This window comes from Achromobacter sp. AONIH1, assembly GCF_002902905.1.
Taxonomy (GTDB): Bacteria; Pseudomonadota; Gammaproteobacteria; order Burkholderiales; family Burkholderiaceae_B; genus Achromobacter.
On record NZ_CP026124.1, the window covers coordinates 4,766,889 to 4,779,189 of the forward strand.

The 12,301-nt window shown below is 70.2% G+C and carries 13 protein-coding genes; 7 read left to right on the top strand and 6 right to left on the bottom strand.

Features of this window, described 5'->3' with window-relative positions:
- The first annotated feature begins 239 nt into the window (after positions 1-239).
- Both C2U31_RS21845 and C2U31_RS21850 read left to right on the top strand, forming a co-directional pair.
- A complete protein-coding gene (locus tag C2U31_RS21845) occupies positions 240-1,688 on the top strand; it encodes a DHA2 family efflux MFS transporter permease subunit (protein ID WP_103274699.1) in 1,449 nt (482 codons plus the stop codon).
- A gap of 116 nt (positions 1,689-1,804) precedes the next feature.
- Positions 1,805-2,986: a low temperature requirement protein A gene (locus C2U31_RS21850; protein WP_103274700.1), complete on the top strand. Its 1,182-nt coding sequence runs from the start codon at positions 1,805-1,807 to the stop codon at positions 2,984-2,986.
- A gap of 19 nt (positions 2,987-3,005) precedes the next feature.
- Here the strand turns inward: C2U31_RS21850 and C2U31_RS21855 are convergent, their stop codons facing one another.
- Positions 3,006-3,875 (bottom strand): IclR family transcriptional regulator, encoded by an 870-nt coding sequence (locus C2U31_RS21855; RefSeq protein WP_103274701.1) that lies wholly within the window; start codon positions 3,873-3,875, stop codon positions 3,006-3,008.
- 193 nt (positions 3,876-4,068) lie between these two features.
- On the opposite strand from C2U31_RS21855, the gene C2U31_RS21860 reads away from it, so the two are divergent.
- Both C2U31_RS21860 and C2U31_RS21865 read left to right on the top strand, forming a co-directional pair.
- Complete coding sequence (locus tag C2U31_RS21860) at positions 4,069-5,748, top strand: GMC family oxidoreductase (protein WP_103274702.1); 1,680 nt, start codon at positions 4,069-4,071, stop codon at positions 5,746-5,748.
- A gap of 85 nt (positions 5,749-5,833) precedes the next feature.
- Positions 5,834-7,189 (top strand): MFS transporter, encoded by a 1,356-nt coding sequence (locus C2U31_RS21865; protein WP_233772456.1) that lies wholly within the window; start codon positions 5,834-5,836, stop codon positions 7,187-7,189.
- Here the strand turns inward: C2U31_RS21865 and C2U31_RS21870 are convergent.
- Together C2U31_RS21870 and C2U31_RS21875 are read right to left on the bottom strand one after the other, a co-directional pair.
- A complete protein-coding gene (locus tag C2U31_RS21870) occupies positions 7,110-8,120 on the bottom strand; it encodes an aldo/keto reductase (protein WP_103274703.1) in 1,011 nt (336 codons plus the stop codon). The two genes, C2U31_RS21865 and C2U31_RS21870, sit on opposite strands and share 80 nt — an antisense overlap.
- A 142-nt stretch (positions 8,121-8,262) precedes the next feature.
- The gene (locus C2U31_RS21875) at positions 8,263-8,820 is read right to left on the bottom strand and encodes a TetR/AcrR family transcriptional regulator (RefSeq protein WP_369869688.1); all 558 of its coding nucleotides are present in this window, start codon (positions 8,818-8,820) and stop codon (positions 8,263-8,265) included.
- 115 nt (positions 8,821-8,935) lie between these two features.
- Between C2U31_RS21875 and C2U31_RS21880 the strand changes: the two genes are divergently transcribed.
- A complete protein-coding gene (locus C2U31_RS21880; RefSeq protein ID WP_233772457.1) occupies positions 8,936-9,454 on the top strand; it encodes a carboxypeptidase regulatory-like domain-containing protein in 519 nt (172 codons plus the stop codon).
- 119 nt (positions 9,455-9,573) lie between these two features.
- Positions 9,574-10,089, top strand: a complete 516-nt coding sequence (locus C2U31_RS21885) for a hypothetical protein (protein WP_103274706.1) — start codon at positions 9,574-9,576, stop codon at positions 10,087-10,089.
- Positions 10,090-10,111: 22 nt separating this feature from the next.
- Here the strand turns inward: C2U31_RS21885 and C2U31_RS21890 are convergent, their stop codons facing one another.
- From C2U31_RS21890 to C2U31_RS21900, 3 genes are all read right to left on the bottom strand, one after another.
- On the bottom strand, positions 10,112-10,420 hold the full coding sequence (locus tag C2U31_RS21890; RefSeq protein ID WP_103274707.1) for a hypothetical protein: 309 nt from the start codon (positions 10,418-10,420) through the stop codon (positions 10,112-10,114).
- Between the two features lie 2 nt (positions 10,421-10,422).
- Positions 10,423-10,929 carry a DUF523 domain-containing protein gene (locus tag C2U31_RS21895; RefSeq protein ID WP_103276511.1) on the bottom strand — a complete coding sequence of 169 codons (507 nt, stop codon included), beginning with the start codon at positions 10,927-10,929 and terminating at the stop codon, positions 10,423-10,425.
- Positions 10,930-11,068: 139 nt separating this feature from the next.
- Complete coding sequence (locus C2U31_RS21900) at positions 11,069-11,374, bottom strand: hypothetical protein (protein ID WP_103274708.1); 306 nt, start codon at positions 11,372-11,374, stop codon at positions 11,069-11,071.
- Positions 11,375-11,490: 116 nt separating this feature from the next.
- Between C2U31_RS21900 and C2U31_RS21905 the strand changes: the two genes are divergently transcribed.
- The gene (locus C2U31_RS21905; RefSeq protein ID WP_103274709.1) at positions 11,491-12,285 is read left to right on the top strand and encodes a helix-turn-helix domain-containing protein; all 795 of its coding nucleotides are present in this window, start codon (positions 11,491-11,493) and stop codon (positions 12,283-12,285) included.
- Positions 12,286-12,301: the final 16 nt, after the last annotated feature.

The window sequence follows — 12,301 nt, forward strand, 5'->3', positions numbered from 1 at the left end:
CGGTCGAAGCTGACCTTGGCTCGCATGATAGAAAGGCCGGCGGCGGCGCGGCAATAAGAGATTTCCCGGACAAATCGTCTCGAAATGACACCACTACCGGCATCGCCGGCGTTACTATCGCGCTCCGGAAAATTCCGCGGACCGCGCCTTGCCCGCGCGCCGCGCCTGGACGATCGCGCACGCAGGGGGCTCATGCGCGACGGCTTCCGGTGTCCTTCGGCCCCCGGGAGCAACAATCGATGACGCATGACCTGCATGGCAAGCAACGATGGTGGGCGCTGATGGTGCTCTGCCTGGGCGTGTTGATGATCGTCCTGGACACCACCATCGTCAACGTCGCCCTGCCCTCGATCCGCGAAGACCTGCAATTCACCGAGACCGCGCTGGTCTGGGTGGTCAACGCCTACATGCTGACCTTCGGCGGCTTCCTGCTGCTGGGCGGACGGCTGGGCGACCTGTACGGCTCGCGCCGCATGTTCCTGGCCGGCCTGACGCTGTTCACCGCCGCGTCGCTGGCCTGTGGACTGGCCCAGGGGCAAACGCTGCTGATCGTCGCGCGCGCCGCGCAAGGCCTGGGCGGCGCCGTGGTCTCGGCGGTGTCGCTGTCGCTGATCATGAACCTCTTCACCGAGCCGGGCGAACGCGCCCGCGCCATGGGCGTGTACGGCTTCGTCTGCGCCGGCGGCGGCAGCATCGGCGTGCTGCTGGGCGGCCTCCTGACCAGCGCGCTGAGCTGGCACTGGATCTTCCTGGTCAACATCCCGATCGGCGTGCTGGTCTACGCGCTGTGCCTGCGGCTGCTGCCGGCGTCCCGGCCCGCTCCGGCCGGCACCCGGCTGGACGCGGGCGGCGCGCTGACCGTGACGGCCTCGCTGCTGCTGGCGGTCTATGCGGTGGTCAACGGCAACGAGGCCGGCTGGACCTCGGCGCAGTCGCTGTCGCTGCTGGGCGCGGCGGCGCTGTTGATGGCGCTGTTCCTGGCGATCGAGGCGCGCTCGTCCGACCCGCTGATGCCGCTGTCCATGTTCCGCCTGCGCAACCTGGCCACCGCCAACGTCGTGGCGGTGCTGTGGGCCGCCGCGATGTTCGCGTGGTTCTTCGTGTCGGCGCTCTACATGCAGCGCGTGCTGGGCTATGACGCCATGCAGGTGGGCTTGGCCTTCCTGCCCGGCAACCTGATCATGGCGGTGTTCTCGCTGGGCCTGTCGGCCAAGCTGGTGATGCGCTTCGGCATCCGCGGGCCGCTGGCCTGGGGGCTGGCGCTGGCGGCCCTGGGGCTGGCGCTGTTCGCGCGCGCGCCCATCGACGGCAGCTTCACGCTCGACGTGCTGCCTGCGATGGTGCTGCTGGGGCTGGGCGCGGGCGTGGCCTTCAATCCCATGCTGCTGGCCGCCATGAGCGACGTCGAGCCGTCGCGCTCCGGCCTGGCCTCGGGCCTGGTCAACACCGCCTTCATGATGGGCGGCGCGCTGGGACTGGCGGCGCTGGCCAGCCTGGCCGCCGCGCGCAGCGCTGGGCTGGCGGCGGCCGGGGCCGCCCCGCAGGCCGCATTGAACGGCGGCTACCAGGCCACCTTCCTGGCCGGCGCCCTCATCGCCGGCGTCGCGGCGCTGCTCAGCGCCGCGCTGGTGCGCACGCGCAACCATGAGCTGGCGCGGCCGGCCGGCGACACGCCGCCCATGCACTAAGGCGAGGCGGGCGTGGCGTCGCCGCCACGCCCGGCCGGACTTTGCAGAGCTTGACGGTCCGGCGCGGATGGGCTTGCGCTAATCTGGCTGCGCCACCACAGCCAGGCAGCCTCCTCATGACCTTTCTCGCAAGCGCCAACCTGCTGCGCCGCCGCGACGGCCACGAAGCCCGCGTCACCTTCGTCGAGCTGTTCTTCGACCTGGTGTACGTCTTCGCGGTCACCCAGATCTCCCACAGCCTGCTGCACGACCTGACCCTGATGGGCGCGCTGCACGCGCTGGTCTTGTGGTTCGCCGTGTGGCTGGGCTGGCAGTACACCTGCTGGGTCACGAACTGGTTCGACCCCGACGCCGTGCCCATGCGCGTGATGCTGTTCGCCGTGATGCTGGCCGGCCTGGTCTCGGGTGCCGCCCTGCCCGGCGCCTTCGGCGCCACCGGGCTGGTGTTCGCCATCAGCTACGTGGTGATCCAGGTGGGCCGCACGCTGTTCATCGTGCTGCACCTGGGGCCGTCGCATCCGCTCTCGCCCAACTTTCGCCGCATGCTGGCCTGGCTGTGCGTGTCGGCGGTCCTGTGGATCGCCGGCGGCCTGTCGCAGGACGACACGCGGCTGGCGCTGTGGGCGCTGGCGGTGGCCTGCGAATACCTGTCGCCCATGATCGGCTTCCGCTTCCCCGGCCTGGGCCGTTCCGCCACGCGCGAATGGACCATCGAGGGCGGCCACCTGGCCGAGCGCTGTCAGCTCTTCGTCATCGTGGCGCTGGGCGAGACCTTGCTGATCACCGGCGCCACGCTGGCTGGCCTGGACAACTGGCACGCGCCGGCGCTGATCGCGCTGCTGGCCGCCTTCCTCGGCACCGCCGCGATGTGGTGGGTGTACTTCGACACCAGCAGCCATGACGGCACCGAGGCCATCGTGCATTCGGACGATCCGGGCCGCATCGGCGCCTGGTTCCACTACGTGCACGTGATCCTGATCGCCGGCGTGATCGTCTCCGCCGTGGCCAACGAACTGGTCATCCTGCATCCGGACGGCCGCATCGCCATGCCGGCCGCCGCCGCGCTGATCGGCGGCCCGGCGCTATACCTCGCCGGCAACGGCATCTACAAGACCGTGGTCTACGGCCGCTTCCCCTTGTCGCACGTGGTCGGCCTGTTGCTGCTGGCCGTGCTGGCGCCCATCGCCTTCGTCACCGACAACCTGATGGTGGGCGGCCTGACCACGCTGATCATGATCCTGGTGGCGGCCTGGGAAAGCGTGGCGCGGCGCAAGGCTCGCGCCGCCGCCCCGCACTGAGCCGGGGCGCGCGCCCCGATCAGCCGGCCGCGGGCCGCTGCGAGAACACCTCGCGCATGGCCTCGGCCGCCCGCTGCATCACCGGCACGGCGCGCAGCAGATCATCCAGCATCACCCGCGCCGTCGGCGCATGGCAGGCCACGGCCGCCACCACGCGGTCTTCCTCGTCGCGCACCGGTACCGCCACCGCGCTCATGCCGCGCACGAACTCCTCGTTGTCGATGCCGATGCCGCGCGCGGCCAGGCGCTCCAGCTCTTCCTCCAGCTGCTCGGGCCGGGTCAGCGTGCGCGGCGTGTTGCGCGTGAGCGGCAGCCGAGCCACCACGCGCGCGCGTTCCAGCCGGCTCATCGAGGCCAGGAACAGCTTGCCGCTGGCGGTGCAGTGCATGGGCACGTGGCGGCCCACCGCGAAGATCAGCCGCAACGGCTCGGCGGTTTCGACGCGCTCCATGTAGATGACGCGGTCGCCGTCCGGCGCGGTCAGGTTGCAGGTCTCTCCCAGCGTGCCGGCCAGCTGCGCCAGCACCGCGCGGCAGGCGCGCGTGTAGGCCGAGGCGCGCAGCGTGGCCAGCGCCAGCGCGCCGGCCTGCGGCCCCGGCACGTAGCCGCGCTCGACCGGCGTGGCGGCGACGAAGCCGGCGCGCTGCATCGCGGCCAGCAGCCGCATCAGGGTGGTCTTGGGCATGGCCAGACGCTGCGCCAGCTGGGCCAGCGTGGGCGGATGCTGGGCCCGGGCCAGATGGTCCAGCACATGCAGGGCGCGCAGGCTGCGCGCCTCCTCCAGCCGCGACCCGGCGTCCTCGTCCCGGCCGTCCTGGATGCCGCCATCGGCGCCGTCCCGCGATGCTGCACTGCGATTTTGAAACCGAAGCCCCATGTTCTGTTCCATTTCCCGCCCCGCGCGCCGATTGCGCTTGGCCCGGCGCGCGCGCTTCCTAGAATCGCCTCAAGCCTCGCGGGCCGTGCTCGCGCCGCGAGGAACCCGGCCAGTATATAAGCGCCCCCGGCCCCGGCAAGCAGGAAAAAACGCGTCGTGGCGGACGCGCGCTTGCGCAGGCCCGGGCGCCAGGGAGACAGGCGGCATGTCGGACACAGTGGACTACATCGTGGTGGGCGCCGGTTCGGCCGGATGCGTGCTGGCCAACCGGCTGAGCGAGGACGGCGCGCATGCCGTCTGCCTGCTGGAGGCCGGTCCGCGCGACCGCTATCCGTGGATACACATCCCCATCGGCTACGGCAAGACCATGTTCCACAAGGAAGTGAACTGGGGCTACTACACCGATCCCGATCCCAACATGCTGGGCCGCCGCATCTACTGGCCGCGCGGCCGCACGCTGGGCGGCTCCAGCGCCATCAATGGCCTGATCTATATCCGGGGCCAGCGCGCCGACTACGATGCCTGGGCCGCCGCCGGCAATCCCGGCTGGCGCTGGGAAGACTGCCTGCCCTACTTCCGCCGGCTGGAGGACAACGACCTGGGCGAGAGCCCGACGCGCGGCGTGGGCGGCCCGCTGAGCGCCACCTCGATCAAGACGCCGCATCCGCTGGTCGAGGCCATGATCGAGGCCGCCGCCGGCCTGGGCGTGCCGCGCGTGCGCGACTTCAACACCGGCGAACAGGAAGGCGCGGGCTATTACCAGCTCACCACGCGCCACGGCCGGCGCTGCTCCACCGCCGTGGCCTACCTGCGTCCGGCCGAGGGCCGGCCCAACCTGCGCGTGCAGACCGGCGCCCACGCCATGGCCGTGCTGTTCGAGGGCCGCCGCGCCTGCGGCGTGCGCTACCGCGTCGACGGCGAGGTGCGCACGCTGCGAGCCCGGCGCGAGGTGCTGCTGTGCGCCGGCGCGCTGCAATCGCCGCAGCTGCTGCAGCTGTCCGGGGTCGGGCCGGCGGCGCTGCTGCGCCAGCACGGCATCGGCGTGGTGCGCGACCTGCCGGGCGTGGGCGAGAACCTGCAGGACCATCTGCAGATCCGGCTGATCTACGAGACCCGCCGTCCCATCACCACCAACGACCAGCTGCGCACGCTGGCCGGGCGCGCGCGCATCGGCCTGCAATGGCTGCTGTTCCGCGACGGGCCGCTGGCGGTCGGCATCAACCAGGGCGGCCTGTTCTGCCGCGTGGATCCGGCCAGCGCCACGCCGGACACGCAGTTCCATTTCGCCACGCTGTCGGCCGACATGGCCGGCGGCAAGGTGCATCCGTTCTCGGGCTGCACCTACTCGGTGTGCCAGTTGCGGCCCAGCTCGCGCGGCCATGTGCGGCTGCGCAGCGCCGATCCCTTCGAGGCCCCGTCCATGCAGCCGAACTACCTGTCCACCGAGCCGGACCGCCGCATGGCGGTGGATGCGGTCAAATACGCGCGCCGGCTGGCGGCCGCCGAGCCGCTGGCCGGGCTGATGAAACGCGAGTTCCGGCCCGGCCCCGAGGTGCGCGACGACGACGAGATCCTGCACTTCTGCCGCGAATACGGCGCCACCATCTTTCATCCTTCGGGCACGGCCAAGATGGGGCCGGCCGACGATCCGCTGGCGGTGGTGGACGAGCGGCTGCGCGTGCGCGGCGTGGCCGGGCTGCGCGTGGTCGACTGCTCGGTCATGCCGACGCTGGTGTCGGGCAACACGAACGCGCCCGTGATCATGCTGGCCGAGCGCGCGGCCGAATTCATATTGCAGGAACAGTCCCTGCCCGCGACGCCAGGCGCCGCCTCGCTGGAGGCATGCACGCGGACGGGCGAGGCCGGCGCCACGGCAGCCCGATGATGCGGCATCCGCCAGTCCAACCGTAGCACCCCCAACGGCCAGGCGCGGCGCAGACCGCCCGGCCATCCACCAGAGGAGAGCAGACATGGCCAAGCAGAACGTAGCGGCGGTGCGCAGAGTCGTCACCGCCTCGCTGATCGGCGCCACCATCGAGTGGTACGACTTCTTCCTGTACGGCGTCGTCGCCGGCATCGTGTTCAACAAGCTGTACTTCCCCACGGACGACCCGCTGGTGTCGACCATGCTGGCCTACACCACCTTCGCGGTCGGCTTCATCACGCGTCCGCTGGGCGGGCTGATCTTCGGCCACTTCGGCGACCGCATCGGCCGCAAGAGCATGCTGGTGATGACGCTGATGATCATGGGCGTGTCGACCTTCCTGATTGGCCTGGTGCCCACCTACGACAGCATCGGCATCTGGGCGCCCGTGCTGCTGCTGCTCTTGCGCGTGTTCCAGGGCATCGGGCTGGGCGGCGAATGGGGCGGCGCGGTGCTGATGGCCTATGAGTACGCGCCGCCGGAGAAGAAAGGCTTCTACGCCTCGCTGCCGCAGATCGGGCTGGCCATCGGTCTGTGCCTGGCCTCGGGCACGGTGGCGCTGCTGTCCACCCTGCTCACCGACGCGCAGTTCATGGCCTGGGGCTGGCGCGTCGCCTTCCTGGCCTCGGCCGCGATGGTGCTGGTGGGCATGTACATCCGGATCAACATCAAGGAGACGCCCGAGTTCTCCGAGGTCAAGGCGCGCAACGCCGAGAGCCGCATTCCCTTCTTCGACATGCTGCGGCGCTATCCGGGCAATGTGCTCAAGGGCATGGGCGCGCGCTACATCGACGGCGTGTTCTTCAATGTGTTCGGGGTCTTCTCGATCTCGTACCTGACCCAGACCGTGCAGATCACGCGCACGCAGGCGCTGACCGGCGTGATGGCGGCGGCGCTGGTGATGTGCGTGTTCATCCCCTTCTTCGGCCGGCTGTCGGACCGCGTCGGCCGCACCCGCGTGTATTTCTGGGGCTCGCTGATCACGGCGGCGGCGTCCTTCCCGGGCTTCTGGCTGATGCTCAACAGCCAGGGCAGCGTGATGCTGGTGTGGCTGGCCATCATCGTGCCCTTCGGCATTTTCTACGCCGCCGTCTACGGGCCGGAGGCCGCGCTGTTCTGCGAGCTGTTCGACGCCAAGGTGCGCTACACCGGCATCTCCTTCGTCTATCAGTTCTCCGGCATCTTCGCCTCGGGCATCACGCCCATCATCGCCACCGCCCTGCTCAAGAGCGGCGGCGGCCAGCCCTGGCTGATCTGCCTGTACGTGCTGTTCGCGGGCCTGGTGTCGGCGCTGTGCGCATGGCTGATCGGACGCGGCGGAGTCAGGCGCGGGGGACCGGCCGGCCGTGGAACGGATAGTTGGGATCGTTGTAGCCGTGGGTGGAAGCGTGACCCGGCGTGACCCAATCGTCCACCAGCGTCTCGTCCTCGGGCGTGATGCGCAGGTCCAGCGCGGCGTAGTAGTCCTGCATCTGCGCCAGCGTGCGCGGGCCGGCGATCACCGAACTGACCAGCGGATTGGCCAGCACCCAGGCGGTGGCGAAGGGGCCGGGCTGCACGCCGCGCGCGGCGGCATGCTCGACCAGCCGCTGCGCGATCCGCAGCGATTCCTCGCGGAACTCGGTGGCCAGGATGCGGCGGTCGCCACGACCGGCGCGCGTGTCCGCCCCGGGAGCCTGGCCCGGCAGGTACTTGCCCGTGAGCACGCCGCGCGCGATCGGGCTGTACGGCACCACGCCCAGGCCATAGTGGCCGCAGGCGGGCAGGATCTCGACCTCGGGGCCACGGTTGAGCATGTTGTAGTACGGCTGGCAGACCACCGGCTGCGGCACGCCCAGCTGTGCGCACAACCGGATGACCTCGGCGATGCGCCAGCTTCGGAAGTTCGACAGACCGAAACCGCGCAGCTTGCCGGCGCGGATCAGGTCGCCCAGCGCCCACACGGCCTCTTCCAGGTTTTCCTCGTGGTAGTCGCGGTGCAGGTACAGGATGTCCAGGAAATCGGTGTCCAGCCGCGCCAGGCTGGCCTCGACGCCGCGCACCAGCCACTGGCGCGAATAATGCGCCTGGTTGGGGCCCTGGCCCATGGCGTTGCCGATCTTGCTGGCCAGCACCCAGTCATGGCGCTGGCCCTTGAGCAGCCTGCCCAGCACCTGTTCGGAACGACCGTCGTTATAGACATCGGCCGTGTCGATGAAATTCACACCCTGTTCGCGCGCCGACGCGACGATGCGCGCCGCCTCGTCGTCCGGCGTCTGTTCGCCGAACATCATGGTGCCCAGGCACAGCGGCGATACGCGGAGATTGCTGTTTCCCAGTCTGCGGTAATTCATGGCGGTTCCCTTGTGGCGTTGCGGGCGGCGTCTGCGCCGGACGGCACATATTGCCAGAAGCCCGCGCCATGGGACGCGCCGGCGCCGAAGCCGTGCCACGCGCCATGCCTGCGTTCAGGGATCCGTCAGTGCGGGCGGAGCGTCAGGCGGGCATGTCCGCCGGCGCCGCGCGGCGGCGCGCGCCGTCCAGCAGCAGGTCCGAGATGAATCCCGACAGCGTCGAGGATTCCTGCCCCGGCGCCTGGCGCACGAAACGTTCGATGATGCCCATCAGCGCATGCGCGAACAGCTCGGCCGAAACCTCGGCGCGGAACAGGCCGGCCTGCTGCTCCAGGCGCACCCTGGCCGCGATCATGCGCGCCAGTTCGTCCTTGAGATCCTCGGCCGAATCGGCCTGGAAGAAGCCGATGCGGGTCAGGTCGGGATTCTCGCGCAAGATGGCCAGCAGGCCGCCGACGCTGGCGCGCACGCGCTCGTCCAGCCCCGAGCCCGGCGCGCCGGGCTCGCGCTCCTGGCCGATGATGCCGCGCAGGCGCTCGGCGAACATGCCGACGAGTTCGTCATAGGCCGCCTGCTTGCTGGTGAAGTATTGATAGAAGACCGGCTGCGTCACGCCGGCGCGGGCGACAATGTCGCTGATCCGGGTATGCTGGAAGCCGCGTTCGGCGAATTCCGCCGCGGCCACTTCCAAAAGCTGCAATCTGGTGCGTTCGCCTTTCGTCAGGCGCGGGTCTTGCGATAAAGATGGGGGTCGTGCCGTACTCATGAATGGTCTTGCCTTGCTAGTCGCGAGAAAATACTACCTTCGTATTCTTTTGACCACTGTTTCCCTGTATTGCCACACCGCCAATATGTATCGACTGTTGCGTCGACCGTTCCGTCTCCCATTTTTTTCGCTGCGCGCGGCCCTGCTGGCCGCGCCCTTGTTGCTGGGCGGCTGCATTCCGTACCCGGCGTACAGGACGCTGCAGCCGCAGGCCCGCGCCACCGTGATCGACGAGCAGTCCAGGCCCTTGGCGGACGCCCGCGTGATCCTGATCACCTCCTCCTATCCCTATGGCCGGGAACGCTGGCGCGATGAACAGCGCAGCGGCGAGGACGGCGTCGCCTCATTCGAGAATCACAGCGAATGGCGTGCCGAATCGCTGATGATCCATGGCCGGACGATCTTTTTCTGGAACTGGTGCGTGGAGAAACCGGGCTATGCGACCTATCGCACGCTGCTGACGTCGTCGGACGACTTCGATGCGCGGCCGACGATCACGCTGACGCCCGGATCGTCGCAAACTTGCGACGATCCGGGCGCGAGCAAGGACCGTCCGCCCAAGTCCTGAAATCCGCTGAAATGCGGGTAACCATTGACACATCTATTTCCGCGCCGCGGCGGTAAAGTAGCGTCATCGCCACAGTTCTCCGCGCATCGCCGGGCCTGGGCGACTCGGGAGCACGAATCATGAAGCGGTTTTCAGGCCGACTGGTCAGCGCGGCGCTGGCACTGGCCCTGGCAAGTTCGCCAGCCTTCGCCGGCAGGTATCACCATCACGATCACTATCGCGGCGGCAGCGCCAGCGGCTGGTGGATAGGCGGCGCGGTGGCGCTGGCCGCCGCCGGGCTGTACCTGGCGGCCAACTCGGAGCCGAGCTACGCGCAGGCCGGCGTCTACGCGCCCGGCGTGGCCTACACCAGCCCGCCGGTTTATGCCGCGCCGGTCTATCCGGCGCCTGTCTATGCCGCGCCCGCGCCCGTCTACGCAGCCGCGCCGCAACAGTACGCGCCGGTGCAGTATCAACAGCAGAGTCCCGCCGACAATGCGCTGGCCAACGCGTCCACCGATTGCCAGCGCTGGGCCGTCAACCAGAGCGGCTACGACCCCGCCACCATCTCGCAATGGACCACGCAGGTCATGGTGGACTCCTACAACCGCGCGCTGGATTCCTGCATGAACAGCCGCGGCTACCGCGCCAACTGACTTCCAGGCCGGGCGGCCGCCCTCAGCGCCGCCTGGCCCGCCAGGCCAGCCACGCGCCGGCGGCCAGCAACAGCAGCGCCGGCACGATCCACACGAAGCCACTGTCCGTATAGACGACCTGATCCACCGGATCGTAGTCCCGGCCCAGCTCGTTGAAGTCGCGTATCAGGTACAGGTCGTACCAAAGCCAGAAGCAGAAGGCCGACAGCAGCAGGCACGCCCCGGCCCCTGCCGCCGCCACGCCACGCCGGCGGCCCGCCGTGGTCGCCAGGAAGCGCCACGCCAGCCAGGCGCAGGCCCCGATCCCCACGGCCGCCAGCAGCTCGCCCATGGTCAGGGTTCCCCGGCGTCTTCCAGCGCCAGCAGGCAGGCCTGCGCCTCGTCCCATTGCTGCTCGCTGAACACCTGCAAGCCCGCTTCGCGCAGCAGCGCGGCCGTCACGCCCTGGCCGGGCTGGCGCTGTCCCTGGAAACGGCCGTCATACACGTAGGCGCTGCCGCAGGACGGACTGCCCTGCTTGAGCACGGCGATGCGGATGCCCTGGCGTCGCGCGGCATCCAGCGCCATGCCCGCGCCCTGCACGAACGGGGCGGTGACGTCCTCGCCATTGACCGCGACCACGCGGGCGCGGCCGGCCAGCACGGCGGCGGCATCGGCCCCCGGCTCGATCTCGGCGGGCGGCCTGGGAATGGGCATGCCGCCGGCGACCTCGGGACAGACGGATACGATGCGGCCCTCGGCGCGCCAGCGCGCCAGCACGGGATGATCGACGGGCACCCCGCGGCCGTCGTAGCGCACGGGGTTGCCCAGCAGACAGGAACTGACCAGGACGTATTGCATGAAAGGCACCGGAACCGCGGCAGGCATCGGGGCCCACGCCCCGCGCCCGCCGCAAACCCTGGATGATAGATCAGGGGCGGTTAATGCATCGCGCCACGGGTGCGCGCCCGCGACCGCCGCCAGCCGGCATCTCGCCGCCTTATGCGATCACTTCCCGCGCCCGCGCCGCTACCGCTTTGGTCGCCTCATCCGCCTCATGCGCCTCGATCCAGGCCCGCAGCGCCGGATCACGCAGCTGCAGCACCTCGAACAGGCCCAGCGCGCGCAAGGCGGGCAAGGCCTCCGCAATGTCGCGCCCGGCGGCCTCGCGGCGCTCCCGCGTGGCGGCGGCGTCGCACCAGGCGCGCGCATTCGCCAGGAACGCGCCCACCGTGCCCTTGCGCACCATCACGCCCTGGAATTCGCCCTGGTTCACGTCATCGGGCAGTACGTCTTGCGCTTTCATATCGGCTCCTTGCCGCGCCCGGGCCGCCGTGATGGCGCGCGCTGCGGGCACTGGCGCTACGATAGGCGCGTCGCGCCGGCAAGACTGGCGTATTCTGGTCATTCGATACCGCATTCATGCCAACGCCGACTCCGCCCGCTCCCCTGCTCGATCCCGCCCTGGCGCGTTCCCCGCGCGGTCCGCGCGCCATCGCCGTGCGACGCGATGATGCCGAGCTGCGCGACACCGCCATGCACCGCCACGCGCGCGGCCAGTTGCTGGGCGCGCGCCGGGGCCTGATCACGGTCTATGCCGGCGACCGGCAATGGGTCGCGCCGCCCTCTCAGGCGGTGTGGATTCCTCCAGGCTGGCCGCATGGGCTGCGCTCGCACGGGCCATATTCGGGCTACAGCGTCTACCTGAGCCCGGCGGCCTGCGCCGGCCTGCCGTCGGCGCCGCGCGCACTGGCGGCGTCCGCCCTGCTGCTGGCCGCCGTGGAGCGCGCGGCCGCCTGGGACGGCGATGCGCGGGACGCACCGCGCCGGCGCGTGGTCGAAGTGATCCGCGACGAGATCCGCGACCAACCGCAAGCGGCCGACGCCCTGCTGCTGCCCGCCGAAGCCCGGCTGCAACGGCTGGCGCTGGCCCTGTCGGACGATCCCGCCGACACCCGCACGCTAGCCCAATGGGCTGACTGGATCGGCATGGCGCCGCGCACGCTGGCGCGGCATTTCCTGGCGGAGACCGGCCTGACGCTGAGCGCGTGGCGGCAGCGCGCCCGCCTGATGCGGGCGCTGGAAATGCTGGCGGCGGGCGCCGCCGTGACCACGGTGGCGCTGGACCTGGGCTATGACAACGTCAGCGCCTTCATCGCCATGTTCAAGCGCGAGCATGGCGTGACGCCGGGACGCTACGCGCCGGGCGGCGCGTAGCCGACCCTTGCGCCGG